Below are 24,480 nucleotides of genomic sequence, written 5' to 3'. Positions count from 1 at the left end.
AGCAATCGATTTCTCGCTATCGCAGCATGGAGGGAAACATCGTGACCTACGGTCAGTTCGGCAGCAGCCTCAGGGATCTGCCGCGGCTCCGCACCCACCGCCGCCGGCGCGAATCGAGCTGGGACCGCTCCGGGGGCAACGACGACCGGATCACCGTCGAGCCCGGCCAGACGGTCACGCTGGCGGACCTGCGCGGGGCGGGATCGGTCAACCACATCTGGATGACGGTCGCGCCCCGCGACCCCGGCACGCCGGAGACGGCCGACCGGGACTTCCTGCGCAAGCTGGTGTTGCGGGTGTACTGGGACGGCGCGGAGCACCCCAGCGTGCTGGTGCCGCTCGGGGACTTCTTCGGCGTCGGGCACGCCCGCACCGCCAACACGGTCTCCGCGCCGTTGCAGATGAGCCCGCAGGACGGCAAGGCGTTCAACTGCTGGTTCCACATGCCGTTCGCCACCGGGGCGCGGTTCGAGCTGACCAGCGAGTGCGAGTCGGAGGTGCTCTGGTTCTACTACTACATCGACTACGACCAGTTCGACGAGCTGGGCGAGGGGCTTGGCCGCTTCCACGCCCAGTGGCGGCGCGAGTGCCCCACCGACGGCCTCGAGCAGGGGGAGCTGACCAACTCCGAGTTCCTGTTCGACGGCGAGAACCTCGACGGTGACGGCAACTACGTGATCCTGGACGCCGAGGGCCGCGGCCACTACGTGGGCTGCGTGCTCAACGTGACGAACCTGCGCCGCACCGCCGACTGGAACTGGTACGGCGAGGGCGACGACATGATCTTCATCGACGGAGAGGCGTTCCCGCCCAGCCTGCACGGCACCGGCACCGAGGACTACTTCAACACCGCCTGGTGCCCCTCGCAGACCTACCACGCGCCCTACCACGGCATCACGATCCCCGGCGGCGACAACTGGAGCGGCCAGATCTCCATGTACCGCTTCCACATCGAGGACCCGGTGCCGTTCACCCGCTCGATCAGGGTCACGATCGAGCACGGGCATGCCAACCGGCGCAGCGACGACCTGTCGTCGGTGGCGTTCTGGTACCAGGAGCTGCCCCACAAGCCCTTCGACCTGCCGCCGGTGACGGACCGGCTGCCGATCTGGTGAAGCGGGTGCTCGCCGTGCTCGTCCTGGTCCTCCTCAGCGGGGGCGCCGGGTGCGGCGGCCCGCGAGGAGGCGGCATGCAGTGTGTCACGCCGGGCGGCCTGACCAAGCTCGCCCAGGTCACCGGGCCCGGCCTCACGGACGGGTACGCCGTGCACGGCACCGACCTGGGCTCGGTCTTCACCATGGGCGAGCGTACGTATCTGGTCTTCGGCGACACCTTCGGCGAGGACAAGAGCTTCTGGCGCTCCAACGTCATGGGCTACACCACCGACCGCGACCTGTCGGACGGGCTGCGGCTGGACGGGATGGTCACCGACGAGGTGGGGCTGGCCAAGGAGCTCCTGCCGTCGAAGAAGGTCGACGGCGCCGAGATGACGGTCATCCCGACCTACGGCTTCGCGGTCGGGCAGAGCATGTACCTGCACTACATGTCGGTACGCCACTGGGGCGCGCCGGGCCACTGGGAGGTCAACCGCTCAGGCCTGGCCCGCTCCGACGACCAGGGCGGCACGTGGCGGGTCCTTGACGCCCCGACCTGGCCGGGAGACTCGGGGTTCGCCCAGGTCAGCGTGGCCCGCGACGGCGACGACCTGTACTTCTGGGGCGTCCCGGCCGGCCGTTTCGGAGGAGTACGGCTGGCCACGGTGCCCGCCGACAGAGTGGAGGACCCCTCGGCGTACGAGTACCACCCGGGGCTGGTCGTGGACGACACCGTCGGCGAGCTGTCGGTGGTGCGCAACGACTACGCCGGCGCCTGGATCATGATGTACCTCAAGGAGGGCACCGGGGTCGTCATGCGCCAGAGCGCCGAGCCCTGGGGCCCGTGGAGCGAGCCGAAGCTCGTCGTCGACGCCGCCGAGTATCCGGGGCTGTACGCCCCCTTCATGTACCCGGGCTCGGGCAGCCGGGTGTATTTCAACCTCTCGCTGTGGGAGCCGTACAACGTCTTCCTCTTCAGCGTCGATCTCCGGAAGGAGAAGCAGTCGTGCGCAAGTTCGTCGTCTTAGCGACCGCGCTGGTGCTGGTCGCCGGGTGCGGCAGCGGTACCCCCAACCAGGGCAGGACCGAGCTCACGCTCTGGCAGCAGAAGTTCACCGACCAGGAGGACGCCTGGTACAAGAAGGCCGTGGCGGCCTACAACGCCGCGCAGAAGAAGGTCGTCGTCAAGCTGGTGACCGTACCCGCCGACGCGTGGGACCAGAAGATGAAGGCGGCGCAGGCGGCCGGCAAGACGCCGGACGTGTTCACCCTCAACTACAACAAGGTGCCCGGCTTCGCCCGCACCGGCCAGATCAAGGCGCTCGAGCCGCTGATCCCGGCCGACAAGTGGGCGGGGTTGAAAGAGTCGGTCGTCTCCTCCATCCAGTACAAGAACCAGAAGTACGCCTACCCCATGCTGGTCGAGCCGTCGGCCGTGCTCTACTACCGCAAGGACCTGTTCGCCAAGGCCGGGCTCGACCCGAACAAGCCGCCGGCCACCTGGGACGAGCTCATCGCCGACGGCAAGAAGCTGACCACCAAGGACGTCTCGGGCGTGGTCACGGCCGGCGCCGCGATCGACATGGCCTGGTCGACGTGGGGCCTGCAGTGGAACGCCGCGGGACACCTGCCCATCAGCGACGACTGGTCCACGCCCAGGGCGAGCGACCCCAAGTACAAGCAGCTGCTGCAGGTCTACCAGACGCTCTACCAGCAGGGGATCATGCCCAAGCAGCCGCTGGCGCCCTACGCCGACGCCAACCCCATGGGGCAGGGCAAGACGGCCATGATGGTGTGCGGCTCCTGGGCGGCCAGCGTCCTGCTGTCGGACTACCCGAAGATGGTGGCCAACATCGGCGCGGCGCCGCTGCCCTCCTTCGATGGCGACGCCACCAAGCCCACCGCCACGCTGGGCGGCTGGACGCTGGTGGTCGACGGCAAGTCCAAGCAGCCGCAGGCGGCGGCCGACTTCGTCTCCTGGCTGCTGGCCGGTGACACCACGCTGCTCGTGGACTACTTCAAGACCACGAAGTTCTCCAAGTACTCGCCGCGCGCCGCCGTGGCCGACGCGGTCAAGAACGACCCGGCCGCCGCCGAGAACATCTGGGCCAAGACCATCGAGGACCAGATCGTGGCGCACGCCAAGCCCGAGCCGGCCTACGACTTCGCCGTCAGCCTGGCCTTCGGCAAGGCGATCGAGAAGGCGCTGCAGGGCAAGGACATCGACGGCGCCCTGCGGGACGCCGACGCCGAGATCAAGGACGTCATCGCCAAGAACAACCTGGCCGGGCAGGGCATCACGTCATGAACCCGTGGTGGCCCCTGCCCGGGGCCACCATGTCAGGAAGGAGGAGACACCCGTGGCCGTGACGTTCGCGAAGGACGCGACGGTGGTCAGCGTGCCGCGCACCCCGCGCCCGGCGCGCAGGCGCGACACCAAGGTCGCGATGGTCATGCTGGCGCCGCTGCTGATCCTGCTGGGGATCTTCGTCATCTGGCCGCTCGTCCACGCCGTCTACATCAGCTTCTTCACCTGGAGCTTCTACGAGGCGCCCGTGTTCGTGGGGCTGCGGAACTACCTCAACGTGCTCACCGACGCCGACTTCGTCAAGGCGGTGCTCAGGGGCCTGGCCTTCGCGGCCATGGTGGTGCCCGCGCAACTGGTCATCGCCTTCCTGTTCGCCAGTCTGGTGAAGTCGTGCAGCCGGCGGATGGCCGCGGTGCTCAAGGTGACGATCTACATTCCCGCCGTGGTGTCCGAGGTGATCGCCGCGATCGTGTTCGCGCTCGCCTACACCTACCGCGGCGGCATACTCAACTGGTTCCTCGGCCTGTTCGGGCACGAGGACACCGCCTGGCTGGGGGAGACCGGCACCGCGCTGTGGGCGACGGCGGTGCCCGCGATCTGGCTGGGCACCGGCGTGGCCTCGCTGATCATGCTGGCCGGGATGCTGGACATCCCGCAGGTCTACTACGAGTGCGCCGCCCTCGACGGCGCCGGGGCGTGGACCAGGGCGACCAGGATCACGCTGCCGCTGATGAAGAACATCATCCTGTACCTGATGGTCACCGGGTTCGCGCTGACGCTGCAGTTCCTGGTCGTGCCGCTGGTGATGACCAACGGCGGGCCGCTGGACTCCACCACGCTGCCCAACCTGTTCATCTTCCGGCACTTCACCAACGACCTCTACGTCGGCTACTCGATCGCCGCCGCCCTGCTGCTGTTCGTGGTGCTCGGCGCGGTGTCGGCGGTCATCTTCAGGCTCGTCAAGTCGGAAAGGGCGGTGGACGGCTGATGAGGTTCGCCAGGTACCCGCTGGCCGCGCTGTTCGTCCTCGCCGCGCTGTTCCCGCTCGCCTGGATGGCGGTGGCAGGCTTCAAGGCCAAGACCGAGGTCGTGGCCACGCCGTTCCAGTTCTTCCCCGAGGTCTGGCACTGGGAGAACTACACCAGGATGCTGGGCGACGAGGCGTTCCTGCGCTCGCTGGGCGTGACGTTCGCCGGGGCCGTGCTGTTCGCGGCGCTCAGCCTGGCGGTCAACTCGCTCGGCGCGTACGCGTTCGCGCGGCTGGAGTTCGCCTTCAAGCGGACGCTGTGGGTGATCGTGATCACCACGATGTTCATCCCGGCCATCGCGATCATGCTGACCTCGTTCATCGTGGTCACCCAGCTCGGCATGCTCGACACGCTGGCCGTCCTGGTGATCCCCGGCGCGGCCTCCGGGCTGCAGGTGTTCTTCCTGCGGCAGTACTACCTGGCCGTGCCGCGCGCGCTGGAGGAGGCGGCGCAGCTCGACGGCGCGGGGCCGTGGCGGATCTTCAGCCGCATCTTCATCCCGCTGTCGAAGGGCGCGCTGGTCGTGGTGGGCGCCACCTCGTTCCTGGCGTTCTGGAACGCCTACATCTGGCCGGTGCTCACCATCACCGACCCGGACCTGTTCCAGGTGCAGCAGTACCTGGCCACGTTCCGCTCCGACCGGACCTCCGAGCTGGGGCTGCTGATGGCGGGATCGACGCTGGCGGCGCTGCCTGTCATCGTCCTGTTCCTGATCTTCCAGAGGCAGATCATCGCCGGGGTCCGCATCTCGGGGCTGAAATGAGGTTCGTCGCGATGCCGCTGGGCGGCATCGGCACAGGGAACCTGGCGGTCTGCGCCGATGGAGGGCTGCGGCAGTGGCAGCTGCAGAACGCCGGCAACCACCGCGGCGACCTGCCGTACACGTTCTTCGCGCTGCGCGTCAGCCGGGTGGAGCCGCCGCTGAACACCACGCTGGTGCTGCAGGCCCCTGCCGAGCCCGGCCCCGCCACGCCGCTGGTGACCGACGATCACGTGCCCGCGTGGCAGCGCGACCTGCCCGGCGTGTCCAGTACGAGCTTCCGCGCCACGTATCCCGTCGCGAACGTGGACTTCCACGACGAGCGGTGGCCGGTGGAGGTGGGATTGGAGGCGTTCAACCCGCTGGTGCCGCTGGACGTGGAGCGCAGCTCCCTGCCTGCGGCCCTGTTCACGTTCACGATCACGAACACCGGTCCGCTGCCCGTCCACGTGTGGCTGGCGGCAGCCGTACAGAACCCTGTCGGGCACGACGGGAAGACGGCCGTCGACGGGGTGCGGGCGCGCGGGTACGGCGGGAACGTCAACCGGGTGCGGCGCGAGCGGGGCTGGACGTCGCTGGTGATGGACAACCCGTCGGTCGATCCGGTCGCCGCGGGGGCCGGGCAGGCCGTGCTGGCGGCGGACTCCGACAGGGCGGCCGTGCTGCCGGACTGGCAGCATCCGGCGGAGTTCCTGCGATTCCTGGAGTCCAGGGCCGTCCACACCTGGCTGCCCGACCCGCCCTCCTCCGGGCCCAGCGGCCCGGGGCGGACCTGGAACGGCGGGCTGGTCGTGCCCGCGGCGCTCGAGCCGGGCGAATCGGCGCGGGTGCGGCTCTGCCTGGCCTGGTACTTCCCCAACCGGTACGCCGACTTCAACCAGTTCGGCCCGCCGAACCCGCAGTGGGGGCCGACCAGGTTCTGGCTGGGCAACGCCTACGCCACCCGCTTCGCCGACGCGCTGGACGTCGCCGCCCGCGTGCGCGAGGAGTGGGCCTCGCTGCGGGAGGACACGCTGGCCTGGGTGGAGACGATCGCCGGAAGCAGCCTGTCGCCCGTCGCGGTCGAGCACCTGGCCGCGCAGGCAGCGATCCTGCGCAGCCCGTCCTGCTTCCAGAGCGCCGACGGCGCCTTCTTCGGCTTCGAGGGCGTGCTCGGCGCCTCGACCGCGATGTGGTCGGGCGACGTCGGCGGGTCGTGCCCGCTCAACTGCACCCACGTCTGGAACTACGCCCAGGCCGTGGCCAGGCTCTTCCCCTCGCTGGAGCGCGGCATGCGGGCCACCGAGTTCGACGTGACGCAGGCGCCCGAGGGCTACCTGCCGCACCGGGTGATCGCGCCGATCTACCTGCGCCAGCTCTGGGACGTCCCCATCGGCGGCCCGGTCGAGCCGGCCCTGGACGGCATGCTGGGCGCCGTCCTCAAGACCTACCGCGAGGTACGGCACGGCGGCACGGACCGCCACTGGCCCGCGATCCACCGCATGCTCACGTATATCCGGAAAAAGTGGGATCCGGAGGGGAGCGGGGTGTTGCGCGGCATCCAGCCGTCCACGCATGACATCGACCTGTACGGGGTCAACCCGTTCATGGGCACGCTCTGGCTGGCGGCGCTGCGGGCCGCCGAGGAGCTGTCGCCCGACCCCGGCTACACGCGCGAGCTGCGCGAGCTGTTCGAGCGGGGGAGCACGGCCTACGACCAGGCCCTGTTCAACGGCGAGTACTACGAGCAGGAGGAGACGGGCCGCGACTTCCAGTGGGGCCGCGGCTGCCTGTCCGACCAGCTCATCGGGCAGTGGTGGGCGCACCAGCTCGACCTCGGCCACGTGCTGCCGCGCGAGCACGTCGTCTCGGCCCTGCGCGCGGTCGTCGGCCACAACCTGCGCAAGGGCTTCAGTGACTTCGACCACCCCTACCGGGTCTTCGCCGACGAGGACGACACCGGGCTGCTGATGTGCACCTGGCCGCGCGGCGGCCGCCCGGCCGTGCCCACCCGCTACTGCGACGAGGTGTGGACGGGCAGCGAGTACCAGGTGGCCGCGCACTGCCTGTGGGAGGGTCTGGACACCGAGGCGTGGGCGATCCTCGACGGGCTGTGGGCCCGCTACGACGGCCGCCGCCGCAACCCCTACAACGAGATCGAGTGTGGCGACCACTACGTCCGGGCCATGGCCGGCTGGTCGGTCCTCGACGCCGTGTCCGGCATCTCCTGGGACGAGCGCACCGGCCACCTGACGACCCGCTCGCCCGGCCGCTGGCCGCTGCTCCTGCCGTCGGGCTGGGGTCACCTGACCCGCGATCCCGCCGGGGTCGAGATCGTCTGCACGGCGGGCAGCATGACGATCCGCGCCCTGGACGGGACCGTGTTCGACCACGGTCCCGTCACGGTCACGCCGGGTCACCCGTTCACCGCTCGCTCAGGGTGAGCATCTCCCGTCGCGTGTCCTCGTCGGGCTCGACGCCCGCGGCCTGCCGTACCCGGTCCATGAGCCGGCCGGGGACGGCGGGCCAGGCGGCGAGGGTGGCCACGGCCTGGCGGCGGACGCGGATGACGCGGTTGCGCAGGGCCGTCTCGATGAGCGTCACGCCGAGCCCGGGGACGGAGCCGAGGCCGCCCACGACGGACTCGAGCGACCGGTCGGGATCGCAGTCCTGGCCGAAGCCGTGGTGCAGCTCGGGCCCCCGCGCCAGCTCGGCGAGCGGCAGGAGGCGTTCCGCCATCCCCGCGAAGCGGGCGGGATCCTGCTCGACGGCCTTCGACCAGGCGTAGTCGTCGGTGGGCTCGCGCTCGAGCCGCGCCGCCAGCTCGGTGGCCGTCGGCAGGTCCAGCCTGTCCGCCAGCCACAGCGCGTGGTGGAAGTCGGGGTGTCCTGGATCGGCCAGGCTCGCCATGACCCGCTCCCGCCACCGCGGCTCGGCCGCCAGCGCGTCGTAGCGTCCGCGCAGGGGGTCGTCCTTCAGGTGGTGCCTGATCGTGAGCAGGTTCGCCAGGCGGTCCAGCGTGGCCGGCCGAACTCTCAGCAGGTCGGCCAGGCGGCTCATGGCCGGGCGGCCGTCGGCGTAGTCGCTCATGTCCTCGGCGGGGCCGCCCTCGGCGAGCGCCGCCAGGATGGCGGCGGCGCCGTCGAGCAGGGCGTTGTCCACCTCGGGTTCGAGCAGCGCCTCGTACAGGCCGCCGGTCGTGGCGGCCAGGTGAGCCAGGTACTCGTTCATCACGCCGTTGCGGAAACCGTCGCGCAGCAGCCACGCCTTGATCTCCGGATCGTCGCAGCCCTTCAGCCGCTCGACCGCGTGGACGCGTCCCCAGCAGGTCACCCGCCGGGCCAGCTCGTAGGCGGCGCGCTGCCTGTCGGGCTGCGTGCGGACCAGCGCCACCACGGCGTACAGGGTGAACTCCTCCAGCGTGCCGAGCAGGAGCAGCAGCTCCCTGTCCGGCTCGCCGCCGGTGGCGCCGACCAGCGCGAGCCCGACCTTGACCGCCTCGCGCGCGGTGCCGTACTCGGCCAGGTGGCGGCCGATCCGGTGGACCCGCTCGCGCGGCGGCCTGACGCGGGCCAGGTGCTCGAGCACCTCGTCCACGATGGCCAGCGCCGAGACCGTCTCGAGCCGCGCGTGCAGCCTGCGCAGGTCACCCGGGTCAGGGACGCCGGCCGTGGCGAGCGCGCAGATCGTCTCCGCGACCTCGGCGACGGCCTCGGGGTCGGGTCTGGGACTGAAGTGGTGGGTCTCGACGCCGTCCCTGGAGACGCTGGGCAGGTACGGCGCGCCACCGGGTGGCCGGGGCGGTTCGTCGTGCAGTTCCTGGGCCTCGTCCGGCCAGGGCCCGGGGCCGTGGCGCAGGGACATCGCGAGCGCGTGTGCGAGGAAGGTGGGCCGGTCGTCGAGGGGACCGTCATCCAGCTTCCACGTGCCGGGCTTCACCGGCTGGGGCGGTGGCCGCCCTTCCCGTAGATCATGCCCACCATGCTGCCCCACTCGCGCACCCGCCCGCAACCTCAGCTCGCGCTGTACGGCAGGCGTTTGATGCCGTTGATGAAGTTGGAGATCAGGTAGTCGGGCTTGCCCGCGGTCTTGATTCCCGGCATCCGGGTGAACAGTTCGCGGAACATCACAGTCATCTCCCGCCGGGCCAGGTGCGCTCCCAGGCAGTAGTGCGGGCCCGGGCCGCCGTAGCCGATCTGCGGGTTGGGGTCGCGGGTGATGTCGAAGCGGTCGGGGTCGTCGAACACGGCCTCGTCGCGGTTGGCGGAGATGTAGTACATCACCACCTTCTCGCCCTTGCGGTAGTGCATGCCGTTCATCTCGTGATCGCGGGTGAGCGTCCGGCGGAACTGCATGACGGGGCTGGACAGGCGGACGATCTCCTCCAGCGCGCCCGCGATGTGCTTGTCGAAGTCCCCGAGCAGCAGCTCGCGCTGCTCGGGGTGGTCGGTGAACAGCTTCAGCCCGTGCGAGATCGCGTTGCGGGTGGTCTCGCTGCCCGCCACGACCAGCAGGATGAAGAACGAGCCGAGCTCCTGTGGCGTCAGGCTCTCCTCGCCGTTGACCAGCAGGCTGGTCAGGTCCTCTGTCGGCTCGGCCCGCCGCTGCTCGGCCATCCTGGCGCCCAGCCGGTTGAGCTGGTGGCCCGCGCGGACCAGCTTGGTCAGCGCGGAGGCGACCTTCCAGCGCGACAGCGCCGTGTCGACGCCGGTGTACTCGGCGTCGGTGTAGCCGAGGATGATGTTCGTCCGGTGGAGCACGTAGTCGTGCCAGATGGCCGGGATGCCCATCATGTCGCAGATGACGCGGACGGGCAGCCGGGCCGCGACCACGTCCACGAAGTCGCCGGACCCGGCGGCGGCCGCCCGGTCGACGATCTCCACGGCGGCCTTGGCCAGGTCCTCCTCCATCTTGCCGATGATGCGCGGGGTGAAGGCCCGGGAGACGATCCTGCGCAGCCGCGCGTGCCGCGGATTGTCCATGTTGATCATCGAGCCGAAGTAGACGGCCAGCCAGTTGGGCAGGTCCATGACGCTGTTGGCGCACGGCTCGCTGCTGAAGACCTCGGCGTTGCGGCTGGCCTCGACCACGTCGGCATGCCGTACCAGGGCGTGGAAGCCGGGGCCCTTGCCGACCCAGGGGATCTTCGGCTCCTCGAAGTACACGGGCTTGTCGAGCTGGCGGAGCCGGCGGAAGGCGTCGAGCCGGCGCGCCTGCGGCAGCGTCCAGAAGGGGAGCTCCGACAGCCCTAGGTCAACGCTCATGATGGTCACTCCTGTCCCAGATGAACTGTCCGATGCCGGCCGGGCGCGGCGCCAGCCACACCCCGTACGGCCCGAGCCCGGCATGTGCGCCGGCGGTCGCCGAGCCGACGACGGTGCGCACGGCGTCGACCTGGATCCCGGTGATCGTCCGCGGCCACTCCGCGGGGTCGCCGAGCAGCCGGCTCAGATCCCGCCTGAACCGCTCCGACGAGACCCCGATCGCGTAGCCCCTGTGCACCAGGACGTACGGCGGGCTCTCCTGCGGGCCCCTGCCGTGCACGTACAGCCGTTCGAGTACGGCCGAGTCCCCCGGCTGCACGGCGGTGGCCAGGTAGGACTGCACCTCCGCCGCGTCGGCCAGGAAGTCGCGGACGCCGGCGGGCTCCGCGGTGTGCACGTCGTCTTCCAGCACCTGCATGCTCGCCCGCGGGCGCGACCACCTGCCGGTCCCCGGATCCACCGCGAGGCCGCGCATGTCAGGGCCCTCCAGGCGGAACATCTCGTACCTGGCCCGGGTCATCGCCAGATACAGCAGCCTGGCCTCGGTCGCCGGGTCGCCGGGCGGCACGGGACCAGGATCGGCGACCAGGACCCGGTCGAACTCCAGGCCCTTGGCCCGGCGGAACGACGACACCATGATCTGGGCGGGCTCCTGCGCGGTGAGCTCGTCGGGCAGCCGCCCGGCCGCGATCCCGTCAAGCAGCCGGGCCAGTTCCAGCGTGAGATCGGCCGGGTCGCCCCCGGCCGTACGCTGCAGCAGGGCCCACAGCCGCCCGTCCGTCAGCTCGAGCGTTACGGCCGGCGTCGCGGCGAGCTCCTCGAAGCGCGGCCTGCTCAGCAGGGCGCCCTGGCACATCCCGATCAGCGACCCCAGCCACGGCGGCGCCACCTGGTCGCCCGACGCCCTGCGCAGCCGGTGCGGCACGCCGATCCGCTGCAGGTCGGCCGAGACGATCATGGCCTCCGCGCTGGTCCTGCACAGCACGCCCGTGGTGCCCTTGTAGCGGGTCAGCGCCTCGCCGGCGAAGCCCTGGCCCAGGCGGCCCACGTCCACCCGCTCGCCCAGGGCGGCCCGCAGGTCGGCGTAATGGTCGCTCTCCTTGAGCGTGCTCAGCCTGGCCGTGTGCGACAGCGCGGAGGCTGCCTCCCAGGTGCGGTTCCTGAAGTTCTGCGTGAGCCGGGCCTCGGCCAGGTCCCCGCCGAAGGCCTCGCGCAGCCAGCCGAGGAAGCCCGGGCCGTCGGCGCCGACCGCCTGCTCGGGATCGCCGGCGATGGTGAAACCGCAGTCGACCCGCTCCAGCAGCAGCTCCACCATCTCCCTGGTACGGCCGGCCAGGTCCTGCGCCTCGTCGATGACCACGTGCAGCAGGTCGTCGTACAGCTCGTCGACCAGGCCGGTGCTCAGGTGCTGCAGCGCGGCGTCGAGGCGCGACTCCAGGGGGATGCCCGACCAGTTCGCGGACGGGTCGATCCTGGTCAGCAGGTCCAGCGCCCAGGTGTCGAAGGCGGCCGCCTGGACTCGCTCGCCGTGGGCGGCCAGCCGTACCTGCAGCTCGTAGACCACGGCCCTGGAGAAGGTGAGGACCAGGATCGTCCCGTCCCGCGGGGCCGCGGCCAGCAGTTCGACCCGGCGGGTCAGCGTGTGCGTCTTGCCGGTGCCCGCGTCGGCGACCAGCAGGAGCAGCGCGTCGGGCGGCTGGGCCACGATGGCCTGCTGTTCGCGGGTGAGGGGCGGGGGGTCGCTGTCTTGGTCGATCATGATGGGCTCAGCACTGCTCACTGCGCGGTCAACTCCTCAATGAAGAAGGAGTTTTGCGAATTGCCGAGCAGGGGGTTCTGAGCGGCATGAATTACCCCTTACTTGGATAATTACTGTTAGTTCCGCCGCCCAGGCAGACGCCATAGTGGCACATGTGGCGATTATCACTCAAGTCGCTTCTGTGACCCCAGGTCGCATCTCTCTCCCCTCTTGTCCCGATATTTCCGGATTACTCCGCAACGGGTTAGGTGATGCGGGCCAGCTTGAGGGTGTTGTTCGTGCGGTGGAGCTGCCGGCCGTCCTGGGCCGTGTGAATCTGCTCGTACTCCTCGCTGACCAGCACCTTCCACTGGGCGTCCGGCAGGTCGAGCGACCGCAGCACCTCGCCGGGCGTGGGCAGCGCCAGGTCCGCGTGCCCGGCCCCGCTGTGCTCGTGACGCTCACCCTGCTCGTCCTGCCAGTGCGCGGCGCCGTGGCCGACGATGAGCAGCGTGCCGCCCGGCGCGACGGCCTCGGCCGCCCTGCGCAGGATCCGCTCGCGCGGCAGGTCCGTGGGAGAGTGCAGGAACGCGGCCGTGACCAGGTCGAACTCGCCGGCGGGGAAGTCGTGGCCGAGGTCGTGTAGCTCCCAGTCGATCAGGTCGGCCACTCCCGTCTCGGCGGCGCGGCGGGCCGCCCGCTCCAGTGCCACCTGGGAGATGTCCACCGCGGTCACCCGCCAGCCGCGCCCGGCCAGCCAGATCGCGTCACCGCCCTCGCCGCATCCCAGGTCCAGGGCCCGCCCGGGCACCAGGTCCGACACCTCCCGCACGAGGGAGGCGTTCGGCTCACCGGTCCAGTACTGGTCCCGCTCGGAGTACAGGGTGTCCCAGAACTCCGCGGGCATCACGTCGTCATGCATGCGCCAGAGGATGCGGCAGAGCGCCGTCCGGACGCAAACCTTGTTGCCGACCCGGCAAACAGCTGCGGTTGATGCCCATCGGTCATTCGGTTGATGTCGCGGGCCGCGCATCGCGGTGATCCTCGAGCCATGACAGTCATCGAGATCGACGGCCTGGTCAAGACCTACCGCGGCGCAACGGCGGTGGACGGGCTCTGCCTGCGGGTGGAGCACGGCGAGATCTTCGGGATCGCCGGCCCCAACGGCGCGGGCAAGACGACGCTGGTGGAGTGCGCGTCGGGGCTGCGCAGGCGTGACGGCGGCACGCTGCGGGTGCTCGGGCTGGACCCCGAGACCGACCGGCGCGCGCTGCTGCCCCGCATCGGCGTCCAGCTGCAGGAGGCGGCGCTGCCCGACGCGATCACGGTGGGGGAGTCGCTGCGGATGTACGCCTCCTTCTATGACAGGCCCGCCGACTGGCGGCAGGTCATGGACGAGTGGGGGCTGACCGACCGGCGGCGCACCAGGTTCGCGAGCCTGTCGGGCGGGTGGAAGCAGCGCCTGTTCATCGCGCTGGCCCTCGTCGGCGATCCGGAGGTGGTCTTCCTCGACGAGCTGACCACCGGGCTCGACCCGTCGGCCCGCCGTACGACCTGGGGGCTGATCAGGGCCGTCCGCGAGCGCGGCGTGACCGTCGTGCTGGTCACGCACTTCATGGACGAGGCCGAGGCGCTGTGCGACCGCATCGCGGTCGTCGACGCCGGCCGGGTGATCGCCGAGGGGAGTCCGCACGAGCTCATCGCGAGGACGAGGACACATTCGCTGGACGACGCGTACGTCACGCTGACCGGAGAGGACCAGTCATGAAAGGCATCGTCAACGTCATCGCGGTCGAGCTCAAGCTGGCCGTGCGGGAGCCGATGTCGGCGTTCTTCGCGCTGGCCTTCCCAGTGATCATGCTCTGGGTCAAGCTGCGGGGCGGCGACAAGCCGCTGCCGGGCGGCGTGCGGCTGGTCGACGCCACAGTGCCGATGCTGATCGTCTTCGTGGTCGGGCTGGCCGCGCTGGTCGTGCTGCCCGCCACGCTGGCGCAGTACCGCGAGCGGCGGGTGCTCAAGCGGCTGCGGGCCACGCCGGCCTCGCCCGCGATGCTGTACGGCGCGCAGTGGGTGGCGCACATGCTGCTCGCGGTGCTCGGCAGCGCGCTGCTCGTAGGCCTCGGGCTGGCCTTCTACGGGCTCGCCGGGCCCGCGGACGTGGCGGGCGTGCTGCTGGCGTGGCTGCTCGGCGGGCTCAGCCTGGGCGCCATCGGGCTGCTGGTCGGCGCGCTGGCGCCCAGCGGGCGGGCGGCGACCGTGATCGGGCTGAGCCTGTTCTTCCCGATGGTCTTCCTGTCGGGTGCGGTGATCCCGCGCGAGACCATGGGCGGGGCGATGCGCGCGATCGGCGACCTGATGCCGATGGCGCCCGCGGTGGACGCACTTCGCGATGGATGGGTGGGAAACGCGGTCTCCGCGTCTAATGTGGGGATCATGGCCGCCATAGCCCTCGTCGCCGGTGCGATCGCCGTGCGGGCGTTCCGGTGGTGAATCCGCGGGTCTGGTCGGCCCTGCCGTACCTGTTCATCCTGCTGCCGGCGGTCTTCTCCCTGGTCCGGCAGTGGCGGCCCGAGGTGCTGGCGCTGGTGCTGGCGGCCGTGGGGTGGCAGTGGTTCATGGCGGGGCGGACCGAGCGGCTCGCGGGCGCGATCGCCTACCTCGCGGTGCTGCTCGGGCTGGTGGCGGTGCTGATCAGGATCGACTCGCTGTTCATGGTGATCTGCCTGGGCGCCTTCATCCAGGCCTTCCTGCTGCTGCCCGGTTGGTGGGCCTACGCCGGGGTGGCGGCCACCGCCGCCGTCCTGGTGAGCACCAGGCCCTGGGCCCAGATCCCGTTCTCCTTCCTGGTGGCCACGCTGGTGGCCTCCGCGGCGGGCCTGGCGGGCCAGGTGATCCGGTCGCAGAACGAGTCGCGCAAGCGGATGATCGCCAAGCTGGCGGCGCTCGCGGAGGAGAACGCCGACCTGCAGGCCCGGCTGGTGACCGGCGCCCGCGAGGCCGGGGTGTTGCAGGAACGCCAGCGGCTCGCCAGGGAGATCCATGACACCATCGCCCAAGGGCTGACCGGCATCCTGACCCAGATCGAGGCCATCGACGACCCGGCCGGGGCGGGGCCCCGGCTGGACACCGTGCGCGAGCTGGCCAGGGAGAGCCTGGCCGAGGCGCGCAGGTCGGTGCAGGCGCTGCGGCCCGCCCCGCTCGAGCAGGCCCAGCTCGCCGCCGCCCTGGAAGAGGTCGCCGAGAAGTGGTCGCGGGCCTGCGCGGTGCCCGCGACCGTGTCGGTCACCGGCGACGCCCGCCCCCTGCATGCCGACGTGGAGGCCACGCTCCTGCGGGTGGCGCAGGAGGCGCTGGCCAACGTGGCCAAGCACGCCGCCGCCGGCCGCGTCGGCATCACCCTTTCCTACATGGAGGACGTCGTGGTCCTGGACGTGCGCGACGACGGTTCCGGCTTCAGCGGATCCGGTACGGCAGGCGGCTTCGGGCTGGTGGCGATGCGCCAGCGCGTCACCCGCCTGGCCGGCCGCTTCGAGGTCGAGACGGCGCCAGGCCAGGGCACCGGCATCTCCGCGACCGTGCCCGCGCTGGGGCGTGAGGCATGACGGTCCGGCTGATCATCGTCGACGACCACCCGGTGGTGCGTGACGGGCTGCGCGGCATCTTCTCCGGCGACGAGGCCTTCGAGGTGGTGGGCGAGGCGGCGGACGGGCCTGAGGCGCTCGTCGTGGCCGGCCGTACCTCTCCCGATGTCGTGCTGCTCGACCTGCGGATGCCCGGGATGAGCGGCGCGGAGGTCATCCGCCTGCTGCGCGAGCGGCAGCCCGGCGTGCACGTGCTGGTGCTGACCACCTTCGGCGACGACGCCGACGTGGTGCCCGCCATCGAGCAGGGCGCCACCGGCTACCTGCTCAAGGACACGCCCCGCGCCGAGCTGCGCCGCGCCGTCCAGGCTGCGGCCCGCGGCGAGACGGTGCTGTCGCCGTCGGTCGCCGGGGTGCTGACGCACCGGCTGCGCGCGCCCGAGCCGCAGACGCTGAGCAGGCGCGAGCTCGAGGTGCTCGGCCTCGTCGCGCGCGGCGCGACCAACCGCGACATCGCAGGGAAGCTGTTCATCACCGAGGCCACGGTGAAGACGCACCTGCTGCACATCTTCGCCAAGCTCAAGGTCAACGACCGCGCGGCGGCCGTCGCCGCCGCCTACGACGCCGGCCTGCTCAAGCCCGGCGGCTGAGCCACGCGCTGATCTAGAATTCCAGCACGATGGGCAGACCGGCGAAGTTCTCCGCGGATCAGATCCTCGACGCGGCGCTGGAGCTGCTGGTCGAGCAGGGGCCCGCCGGGCCCACCACGGTCGCGCTCGGCGAGCGGCTCGGCGCGCCCGCCGGCTCGCTCTACCACCGGTTCCGCTCGCGCGACCTGCTGCTTGCGACGCTGTGGGTGCGCACGGTCGAACGCTTCCAGCAGGGTTTCGTCGCCGCGCTCGACGCCGACGACGTCGAGGCCGCCGCCCTGCACACCCCGCGCTGGTGCCGCCTGCACCCCGACGAGGCGGGCGTGCTGCTGCTCTACCGGCGCACCGACCTGGTCGCCGCCTGGCCGGCCGAACTGGGCGAGGAGCTGCGGCGGATCGAGCGGGTCCCGGCCGCCGCGCTGGAGGGCTACCTCGCCCGCCATCCCGGCCTCGACGCGACGACGCTGGCCTTCGCGGTCGTCGACGTCCCCTACGGCGCGGTCCGCCGCCATCTCGGCTCCGGCGACCCACCGCCTCCGCAGATCGACGACCTGATCGTCACCACCTGCCGAGCCCTGCTTTAGCACCGCGCTCGCCTGGTCAACTGGAAGGCCCATGCCTCCGGGTTATAGAGAGATCCCTACGGCTGCCCTGGTGTAACGTGTGACTGGTTGACCAGATTTCCAATCCAGTCAACCAGTCAAACGGAGGAGCATGCGATGGACCACAGCCGGGCGGACCGGATTCTCGACGCGGCGGCCGAGCTGCTGCTGCGCCTGGGCTACCGCAAGGTCACGGTGGAGGACATCGCTCAGCGTGCCGGGATCGGCAAGGGTACGGTCTACCTGCACTGGCGCACCAAGCAGCGGCTCTTCCAGGCGCTGATCATGCGCGAGGGCGTCGGTTACCTCGAGGAACTGCTCACCGGGCTAGGCAAGGATCCGGCCGCTGTGCTGCCGCACCGGCTGATGGCCGCCTCGTTCCTGGCCGTGCAAGGCAGGCCGGTGCTGCGCGCCATCATCACCGGCGAGGCCAGGGAGCTACGCGACCTCATGGCCGAGAGCCCCAGGCGCGGCGAGGACCTGCTGGCCATCTCCCGCTTCATGGACGTGCTGGCCAAGCACGGGCTCCTCCGCGACGACGTGCGGGACCTGGCCTACGCCTTCACGGCCGTGCACGTCGGCTTCCATCTCCTCGACAACCTCGACCCGGCGGCCGCCGAGATGGAGCTGCGGGCCAAGGCGGACGCCCTGGCCCATGTGGTCGAGACCGCCTTCGAACCGGCGAACCCCTCACCCGAGGGCGTCACCGCGGCGGCCGCGGAGATCACAGCCGTCTTCGAGCAGGTGATCCCGGCCACTCGCGAATGGATCTACCAGCTGTAGAAAGGACGCCGCCATGGGCATCACCCTGCCCGAATTCACCCCGCTGGAGAACAGCCTCTGGCTGACGCTGTGCGGCAAGGCACTCGACAGTCGCTTCGACAACTCCATCCTGTCCGACACGATGGCCGACGAGATCGTCAGGAAGCTCGACTACGACTGCGACAAGTTCCACATGAGCACCAACCCCATCCTGCTGATCGCGCAGCGCGCCAAGAAGCTCGACGAGGTCGCGGCCGGATTCATCGCCCGTAACCCGGACGCGATCGGCCTCGACCTGGGCGCCGGGCTGGACACCCGGGTGTTCCGCCTGGACCCGCCGCCCGGCGTCGACTGGTACGACGTCGACTTCCCCGACGTGATCACCGCCCGGCAGCGGGTGCTGCCCGAGCGTCCCGGAGCCCACGGCATCGGCACCGACCTGACCGACCTGCACTGGCTGGACGCCGTGCCCACCGGGCGACCGGCCGTGATCGTCGCCGACGGGCTGCTGGCCTTCCTCACGCCCGACGACATGATCGCTCTGATGAACCGGCTCATCGACCACTTCCCGCACGGTGAGATCGCCTTCAACGGCTACTCCCGCTTCGCCATCTGGGCCGCCAAGCGCTACCGCGGCACGCAGTCGGTCGCCGACCTGCTCAAGTCACCCGGGTTCGACGACCCGCGCGAGCCCGAGAGCTGGAACCCCCGCATAAAGCTGGTGAGGGAGATCCTGCTGACCCGCGAGCCCGAGGTCGCCCAGTTCCCGCTGGCGCTGCGCCTGTTCACGCAGCTGGCCTCGCTGAGCGCCTGGTGGTCCCGCCACGGCACGACCGTGCTCCACTACCGGTTCTAGGTCGACTCGAGCGCGGCCCTGACGGCTTCGGGGGAGCGGGCGACGACGGCGGTCGTCTCGTCCACGGTGATGATCGGCCGCTGGATGAGGATCGGGTGCGCGGCGAGCGCCGCGATCCACCGGTCCCGGCTCTCCCCGGTCCTGGGCCAGGACTCCATGCCGAGGTCGGCGGCGACGGGTTCGCCGAGCCGGGTGATGTCCCACGGCTCCAGGCGCAGGCGGCCGAGGACCTCGCCCAGCTCGGCCTCGGTCGGCGGGTCCTCCAGGTAGTGGCGCACGGTGTAGCCGGCCTGCTCGGCGTCCAGCAGTTCCAGGGCCGCCCGGCACTTCGAGCAGGCGGGATTGATCCAGATCTCCACCAATCATGGATATCACGCCTGAGCTGCGGTGATGTCCGCATCCGCGGGCGTGCGGCGGAGGCGGGGTCTTGCGCGCGGGATGAGGGCAACCTAATCTACCCCTTGGTAGTTAGGAATCTTTCTTAACTATCGAGGTTCCTGTCACCCCCAGCCTCTGCAGGAGCACCGATGCTACGCATCTCCCTGGCGGCCGCCGTCGCCGCGCTCGCGCTCGCCGCGCAGCCGGCGATGGCCGCGCCGCCCGCCCACTCCGCCGTCACCGCCGCCGAAACCCTGCTGTCGCAGGGCAAACCGGCCACCTCCTCTTCGACCGAGTCCTCCAGCTACGCGGCGGCAAAGGCCGTGGACGGCAACACCGGCACCCGTTGGGCCTCCCAGGAGGGCCACGACCCCGAGTGGATCAGGGTCGACCTCGGCTCCACCGCCACGATCTCCAGGGTCAAGCTGATCTGGGAGGCCGCCTACGCCAAGTCGTACAAGATCCAGACCTCGCCCGACGGCACCACGTGGACCGACGTCTCCTCCACCACCTCCGGCGACGGCGGCACGGACGACCTGACCGTCTCCGGCAGCGGCCGCTACGTCCGGATGTACGGCACGGCCAGGGGCACCTCCTACGGCTACTCCCTGTGGGAGTTCCAGGTGTACGGCACCTCGGGCGGCTCCAGTGACACGACCCCGCCCACCGCGCCAGGGAACCCGCAGGCGACCGGCACCACGTCGAGCAGCGTCTCGCTGGCCTGGACCGCCTCCACCGACGACGTGGGCGTGACCGGCTACGAGATCTACCGGGGCGCCACCCTGGCGGGCACCGCGACGGGCACGTCGTTCACCGACACCGGCCTGGCCGCCTCGACGGCCTACACCTACACGGTCAAGGCGGTGGATGCCGCCGGCAACCGTTCGCCCGCGAGCGACGCCGTCACCGCCACCACGCAGTCCGGCGGCGGAGGCGTGGCCGTGCCGTTCGGCAGCCACTCGATCCCGTACACCCCGGGCACCCTGCGCCCGAGCGGCGACCAGGCGGCCATCGACCAGAAGGTGATCGACTACTACAAGAAGTGGAAGTCCGCCTTCGTCCGCCAGAACTGCGGCAACGGCTGGTACCAGGTCATCTCCCCCGACGCCGACCACCCTTACGTCGCCGAGGCCCAGGGGTACGGCATGGCCATCGTGGCCACGATGGCAGGCGCGGACCCGGACGCCAAGAAGATCTTCGACGGCATGGTCAAGTGGATGATCGACCACCCCTCGGTCAACAACCACGACCTGCTGGCCGCCGAGCAGGACAGCGCGTGCAAGAGCGTCGACGGCTCCGACAGCGCGACCGACGGCGACCTCGACGTGGCCTACGGGCTGCTCCTGGCCGACCGGCAGTGGGGGAGCGCGGGCACGTACAACTACAAGCAGCTCGCCACCAGGCACATCGCCGCCATCAAGAAGGACGAGGTCAACCCCTCCACGAACCTGGTCAAGATGGGCGACTGGTCCAGCTCCGGCGACGCGTCCTACTACATCACCCGCGCCTCCGACTGGATGATCGACCACTTCCGCGCGTTCCGCACCGCCTCCGGTGACGCCGCCTGGGACACCATCCGCACGGCGCACCAGAACCTGATCGCGTCCATGCAGTCGACCTACGCGTCCAGCACCGGGCTGCTGCCGGACTTCATCGTCAACACCAACACCACGGCCAAGCCCGCGCCCGGCAAGGTCCTCGAGGACGTCAACGACGGCAACTACTGGTGGAACTCCTGCCGCACGCCGTGGCGGATCGCCGACGACGCGGTCACCAGCGGCGACGCCAAGTCCCTGGCGGCGGCGCGCAAGCTCAACAGCTGGATCAAGGCCAAGACCGGCGGCGACCCCGCCAAGATCGGCGTCGGCTACAAGCTGAACGGCACGCAGATCTCCAGCGGCAGCGAGGCCGCCTTCTTCGCGCCGTTCGCGGTCGCGGCGCTGACCGACCCCGGCAGCCAGGCCTGGCTGGACGCCCTGTGGAACAAGATGCTCGCCACGCCGATCGACACCACCGGCTACTACTCGGCCAGCATCCAGCTCCAAACCATGATCACCGTCTCCGGCAACCACTGGGTGCCTTGATGCTCGGTTCCGCAGTCATGGTCGCGGGCCGAGTCATCAAGATCACCTCGGCGTCGCAGCCCAAGGTCTCCAACACGGTGACCAGCATCCCGATCACCCTGTAGCGACCCGTGTACGCCGTCCGGCCTTCGATCATCCCCGGCCGGACGGCGTCCTCGTTGACTACCTGCCGGTTGATGGCGTCGCCTCATCGGGGCGGGGCTGACCGGCATCCGGGATCATCGACGACCCGGGCCCGGCTGGACACCGTGCGCGAGATGGCCACCGAAAACCAGGCCGTCGCTCTCGTCGGCCGAGCCACGCCGCCTGCCGTACGCGGGGAGATTGCGACGAGCAACCGTTGCCGAACTTCTTGAGCAGGTACGTCCTCAGCACGGACGATCAAAAGGCCGGTTCTTCTGGTGAAGGAACCGGCCTGTGAATCTGGTGGACGATACTGGGATTGAACCAGTGACCTCTTCCGTGTCAGGGAAGCGCTCTCCCGCTGAGCTAATCGTCCGGGATGATCAATATTGAGTTGACCTCAGAGCGGAAGACGGGATTCGAACCCGCGACCCTCACCTTGGCAAGGTGATGCTCTACCACTGAGCCACTTCCGCATGGCGCTCACTTACTTTAGCGGATCCCGCGGGGTCCGCCGACCGCACCGAGGTGGAGACGGGATTTGAACCCGTGTAGACGGCTTTGCAGGCCGCTGCCTCGCCTCTCGGCCACTCCACCAGGAGTTGTACTCCGAGCGGAAGACGGGATTCGAACCCGCGACCCTCACCTTGGCAAGGTGATGCTCTACCACTGAGCCACTTCCGCGCGTTTCCGGCGATTGCCGGTCACGGGAAAACCATATCGTCTCTGCGGAGTGCCCGTGCGCACACGCGCCCGAAACCGTGGGTTTTCCTGCCCCAACGCCATCCCCGCACCGATGCCTCGTGTCGTCGGCACGCCGTACCGGGGGCGCTCCTTCCCGTCGGGACGCCTTGTGCGGTTGGCACGCTGTGCCGGGGCGCTCCTTCCCGTCGGGACGCCTTGTGGGGTCGGCACGCTGTGCCGGGGGCGCTCCTTCCCGTCCGGGTGCTTGTGCGGTTGGCACGCCGTACCGGATCTGTCTGTGTCAGCGGAGGACGCGGACGTCGTTGGTCTTGACGAACATGACGCGGTGGCCGAGCTGGATCTGGTAATACCGGAGCTTCCCGTGGACCGTGACGTGCCTGGCGGGGTTGAAGGTCTTGGCCGACTGGTAGGAGCTCGGGATCGTGAGGCCGAGCGAGTAGCGCTGGCCGGTGCGGAGGCGGTACTGGAGCGGCACCTGCGGCTGGTACTTGACGCCCGTCCTGCGATAGGCGGCTCTCTCGGGATACGCCCTGCCGTACACCTTGACCTTGTCGTGGCGTGGCACGACCAGCGGGCCGGTGGCGGGGATGGCGGTGGGCCGGTCGGGCGGGTTGCGGAACCAGGCCTTCTGGCCGAGGTACCAGATGGCCGTCCAGTCGCCCGACGTGCCCGCGAGGGCGTAGCGCTGGCCGGTGGAGGCGCGGGCGCTGTGGTCGTAGACGCTGTAGGTCGAGTTCCTGCCGAGCGTCTTGCCGATGTCGTCCACGAGCACGGCGTTGTCGCGCGGCGCCTTGCGGAGCCAGATCGTCGAGGAGCCGCGAGGCGGGCAGGGCTTCTTGCGCTTCGCGCAGCCCGTGAGAGTGGGCCGGTTCTGGTCGAAGTCGGGGCGGATGATGACCGAGGAACCCTTCCCGGCCGGTTCGAAGGGGGCGCCGAGCAGTTCGAAGTAGTGGGCCCAATCCCAGTAAGGTCCGGGATCCTCGTGCATGCCGGACACCATCTTCGGCGTCGTGCCCGGGACGTTGTCGTGGCCGAGGATGTGGGCCCGGTCGAGCGGGATGTCGAACCTGCCCGCCAGATATCTCACCAGGCGGGCGGAGGACCGGTAGAGGGCCTCGGTGTACCAGGTGCCCTTGGCGAGGTATCCCTCATGCTCGATCCCGATGGAGCGGGAATTGACATCCCAATTCCCCGCATGCCAGGCGATGTCCCTGGTCAGCACATGTTGGGCGACATGTCCGTCACGGGAGCGGATCGTGTAGTGCCAGCTCACATACTGCGGATCATGCACCATCGACGCAACCCCGCCATAGGTGCCCTCGGTGTCGTGGATCACGATGTAGTCGATCCGCCGGGAGCCGCGCATCCGATCGTGGTTGCCGTAGTCCTTTTTCCCGAAGCGCTTGTAGGCGGCGGGCATCCACTCGCATCCCAGTTCCGCCGGACATTCCGTCCTGCTCGCCATCCGCATCGGGGTGGGGTGTCGCAGGCCCTCCGTCGGGGCCAGCCGTACGTAAGCCCCTTCATCGGTACGGCGGGCCGCGCCGGAACGCATCACCTCGAACACCTCGTCGGCGAAGGCCCGCGCGGCGATCGGGTCGTCGGAGCCCGAGTACCTGGCGACCGCGTCGTACCAGGCGTTGGGGTCCTGGCTCGGCTCGCGCTGATAGGACGCCAGGAGAGCGGCACCGGCCCGGATGTTGACGGCCGGGTCCGTGCGCACCTGCGCAGGATCGGCGCCGATCAGCCGAGCGGCGATCCGCAACGTCTCCTCAGGCGCCTCACCCGCCGTGGACACCTCGGGCACCACCGCCCTCCCCATCGGCCGCGAGCCGTCCCCCCGCCCATCGTCCATCTCGGAATCCACCGCCTGCCCCACCACACCCTCATGAATCCGCCCGACCGCCACCTCGCGGGTCCGTCCGGCCAGCCCGTCGCGGGTCCGCCCGGAGAGCGTCTCGCGGGTCCGTTGTCCGGCTGGGAAGGAGCCGGGCGCGGCGACACGGGCGGGCTGGGCGCCACGGGCGGGCAGGTGGGCATGCCCGGAGGAGGGCTGCGAGAGCGCGGTGCTGCGGGTGTAGGCGGGCAGAGAAGCGGTGCCGCGGGTGTAGGGCGGCTGCGAGTAGGCGGCTGAGACGGAGCCGCGGTGCGAAGAGGCGGCGACGGAGGAAACGCCGGTTTCGGTGACGCCGTGGTGGCGGGCGACGGCAGACGAAGCGAAGGAGCCCCGGAGGCGGGCAGCGCTTAGCTGGTGGACCGTGGCGGGCTGCGAGATGGCGACGCCGCGGGTGTAGGCGGGGTGCGAGAGGGCGGCGGTGTGGGCGTAGGTGGGCTGCGAGAAGGCGGTGCTGCGGGTGTAGGCGAGTTGGAAGGAGGCGGCGGCGTGGGTGGGGGAGGTGCTGGAGGCGATGGCGCTGTGGGCGGTGGGTGGCGTGGCGCTGAGCTGGGTTGTGGTGCTTGCCGGGTGGCTCGCGGTGCTCTGCGGTGCGGTCAGGTGGGTGCGGGGTGCGGTGGCGTCGCTGTGAGCGCGGATGGCGGCTGGTGGGGCGGGGAGGGGGTTGACGGTGC

At 70.3% G+C, this 24,480-nt stretch carries 20 protein-coding genes and 4 tRNA genes; 14 read left to right on the top strand and 10 right to left on the bottom strand.

Going from position 1 to position 24,480, the window contains the following annotated elements; translation table 11 throughout:
* Window positions 1–41: 41 nt before the first annotated feature.
* Genes KIK09_RS14295 through KIK09_RS14270 form a run of 6 tightly spaced genes read left to right on the top strand, consistent with a single transcriptional unit; the run spans window position 42 to window position 7,613 of the window.
* Entirely contained in the window at window positions 42–1,115 is a 1,074-nt protein-coding gene (locus KIK09_RS14295; RefSeq protein ID WP_214319682.1) for a glycoside hydrolase family 172 protein, read from the top strand.
* The gene (locus KIK09_RS14290) at window positions 1,112–2,122 is read left to right on the top strand and encodes a glycoside hydrolase family 183 protein (protein ID WP_214319681.1); all 1,011 of its coding nucleotides are present in this window, start codon (window positions 1,112–1,114) and stop codon (window positions 2,120–2,122) included. The genes KIK09_RS14295 and KIK09_RS14290 overlap by 4 nt, the downstream gene beginning before the upstream one ends.
* Window positions 2,101–3,402 (top strand): ABC transporter substrate-binding protein, encoded by a 1,302-nt coding sequence (locus KIK09_RS14285; RefSeq protein WP_214319680.1) that lies wholly within the window; start codon window positions 2,101–2,103, stop codon window positions 3,400–3,402. The genes KIK09_RS14290 and KIK09_RS14285 overlap by 22 nt, the downstream gene beginning before the upstream one ends.
* Window positions 3,403–3,454: 52 nt before the next feature.
* Window positions 3,455–4,390 (top strand): carbohydrate ABC transporter permease, encoded by a 936-nt coding sequence (locus KIK09_RS14280; RefSeq protein WP_214319679.1) that lies wholly within the window; start codon window positions 3,455–3,457, stop codon window positions 4,388–4,390.
* On the top strand, window positions 4,390–5,193 hold the full coding sequence (locus tag KIK09_RS14275) for a carbohydrate ABC transporter permease (protein ID WP_214319678.1): 804 nt from the start codon (window positions 4,390–4,392) through the stop codon (window positions 5,191–5,193). The genes KIK09_RS14280 and KIK09_RS14275 overlap by 1 nt, the downstream gene beginning before the upstream one ends.
* Window positions 5,190–7,613, top strand: coding sequence for a GH116 family glycosyl-hydrolase (locus tag KIK09_RS14270; protein ID WP_214319677.1), 2,424 nt, complete (start codon window positions 5,190–5,192; stop codon window positions 7,611–7,613). The genes KIK09_RS14275 and KIK09_RS14270 overlap by 4 nt, the downstream gene beginning before the upstream one ends.
* Here KIK09_RS14270 and KIK09_RS14265 read toward each other — a convergent pair.
* The 4 genes from KIK09_RS14265 to KIK09_RS14250 form a co-directional block, all read right to left on the bottom strand.
* Window positions 7,594–9,108, bottom strand: coding sequence for a hypothetical protein (locus KIK09_RS14265; RefSeq protein ID WP_214319676.1), 1,515 nt, complete (start codon window positions 9,106–9,108; stop codon window positions 7,594–7,596). The genes KIK09_RS14270 and KIK09_RS14265 overlap by 20 nt on opposite strands.
* A 74-nt stretch (window positions 9,109–9,182) precedes the next feature.
* On the bottom strand, window positions 9,183–10,433 hold the full coding sequence (locus tag KIK09_RS14260; RefSeq protein WP_214319675.1) for a cytochrome P450: 1,251 nt from the start codon (window positions 10,431–10,433) through the stop codon (window positions 9,183–9,185).
* Window positions 10,423–12,192, bottom strand: a complete 1,770-nt coding sequence (locus tag KIK09_RS14255) for a UvrD-helicase domain-containing protein (protein WP_214319674.1) — start codon at window positions 12,190–12,192, stop codon at window positions 10,423–10,425. The genes KIK09_RS14260 and KIK09_RS14255 overlap by 11 nt, the downstream gene beginning before the upstream one ends.
* A 244-nt stretch (window positions 12,193–12,436) precedes the next feature.
* Window positions 12,437–13,093 carry an SAM-dependent methyltransferase gene (locus KIK09_RS14250; protein ID WP_250573181.1) on the bottom strand — a complete coding sequence of 219 codons (657 nt, stop codon included), beginning with the start codon at window positions 13,091–13,093 and terminating at the stop codon, window positions 12,437–12,439.
* 129 nt (window positions 13,094–13,222) lie between these two features.
* Between KIK09_RS14250 and KIK09_RS14245 the strand changes: the two genes are divergently transcribed.
* The 7 genes from KIK09_RS14245 to KIK09_RS14215 all read left to right on the top strand — a co-directional run bounded on the left by KIK09_RS14245 (window position 13,223) and on the right by KIK09_RS14215 (window position 18,622).
* Entirely contained in the window at window positions 13,223–13,939 is a 717-nt protein-coding gene (locus KIK09_RS14245; protein ID WP_214319673.1) for an ABC transporter ATP-binding protein, read from the top strand.
* Window positions 13,936–14,661, top strand: a complete 726-nt coding sequence (locus KIK09_RS14240; RefSeq protein ID WP_214319672.1) for an ABC transporter permease — start codon at window positions 13,936–13,938, stop codon at window positions 14,659–14,661. Before KIK09_RS14245 ends, KIK09_RS14240 begins: the two co-directional genes overlap by 4 nt.
* Window positions 14,658–15,773 carry a sensor histidine kinase gene (locus tag KIK09_RS59990; RefSeq protein ID WP_214319671.1) on the top strand — a complete coding sequence of 372 codons (1,116 nt, stop codon included), beginning with the start codon at window positions 14,658–14,660 and terminating at the stop codon, window positions 15,771–15,773. The genes KIK09_RS14240 and KIK09_RS59990 overlap by 4 nt, the downstream gene beginning before the upstream one ends.
* On the top strand, window positions 15,770–16,402 hold the full coding sequence (locus tag KIK09_RS14230; protein WP_214319670.1) for a response regulator: 633 nt from the start codon (window positions 15,770–15,772) through the stop codon (window positions 16,400–16,402). Before KIK09_RS59990 ends, KIK09_RS14230 begins: the two co-directional genes overlap by 4 nt.
* A 29-nt stretch (window positions 16,403–16,431) precedes the next feature.
* Window positions 16,432–16,986 carry a TetR/AcrR family transcriptional regulator gene (locus KIK09_RS14225; protein WP_214319669.1) on the top strand — a complete coding sequence of 185 codons (555 nt, stop codon included), beginning with the start codon at window positions 16,432–16,434 and terminating at the stop codon, window positions 16,984–16,986.
* A 135-nt stretch (window positions 16,987–17,121) separates the two neighbouring features.
* Window positions 17,122–17,787, top strand: coding sequence for a TetR/AcrR family transcriptional regulator (locus tag KIK09_RS14220; protein ID WP_214319668.1), 666 nt, complete (start codon window positions 17,122–17,124; stop codon window positions 17,785–17,787).
* 13 nt (window positions 17,788–17,800) lie between these two features.
* The gene (locus KIK09_RS14215) at window positions 17,801–18,622 is read left to right on the top strand and encodes a class I SAM-dependent methyltransferase (RefSeq protein ID WP_214319667.1); all 822 of its coding nucleotides are present in this window, start codon (window positions 17,801–17,803) and stop codon (window positions 18,620–18,622) included.
* On the opposite strand, the gene KIK09_RS14210 is transcribed toward KIK09_RS14215, so the two are convergent.
* Window positions 18,619–18,981 (bottom strand): ArsC/Spx/MgsR family protein, encoded by a 363-nt coding sequence (locus KIK09_RS14210; protein ID WP_214319666.1) that lies wholly within the window; start codon window positions 18,979–18,981, stop codon window positions 18,619–18,621. The genes KIK09_RS14215 and KIK09_RS14210 overlap by 4 nt on opposite strands.
* 168 nt (window positions 18,982–19,149) lie before the next feature.
* Here KIK09_RS14210 and KIK09_RS14205 point away from each other — a divergent pair, with 168 nt between their 5' ends.
* Window positions 19,150–21,084, top strand: coding sequence for a glycosyl hydrolase family 8 (locus KIK09_RS14205; RefSeq protein WP_214319665.1), 1,935 nt, complete (start codon window positions 19,150–19,152; stop codon window positions 21,082–21,084).
* A gap of 424 nt (window positions 21,085–21,508) precedes the next feature.
* Here the strand turns inward: KIK09_RS14205 and KIK09_RS14200 are convergent.
* From KIK09_RS14200 to KIK09_RS59100, 5 genes are all read right to left on the bottom strand, one after another.
* A tRNA-Val gene (locus KIK09_RS14200) sits at window positions 21,509–21,583 on the bottom strand.
* Window positions 21,584–21,611: 28 nt separating this feature from the next.
* Window positions 21,612–21,683 (bottom strand) — tRNA-Gly (locus KIK09_RS14195).
* Window positions 21,684–21,733: 50 nt separating this feature from the next.
* A tRNA-Cys gene (locus KIK09_RS14190) sits at window positions 21,734–21,804 on the bottom strand.
* A 15-nt stretch (window positions 21,805–21,819) separates the two neighbouring features.
* Window positions 21,820–21,891 (bottom strand) — tRNA-Gly (locus KIK09_RS14185).
* 301 nt (window positions 21,892–22,192) lie between these two features.
* Window positions 22,193–24,480 (bottom strand): N-acetylmuramoyl-L-alanine amidase (locus tag KIK09_RS59100; RefSeq protein ID WP_308164085.1); only part of this gene is annotated, 2,288 nt, incomplete at its 5' end.

The sequence above is a fragment of the Nonomuraea sediminis genome, from assembly GCF_018531495.1.
GTDB lineage: Bacteria > Actinomycetota > Actinomycetes > Streptosporangiales > Streptosporangiaceae > Nonomuraea > Nonomuraea sediminis.
Note: the sequence above shows the minus strand (reverse complement) of the source record. Positions and strands in the feature narration are given on the sequence as shown.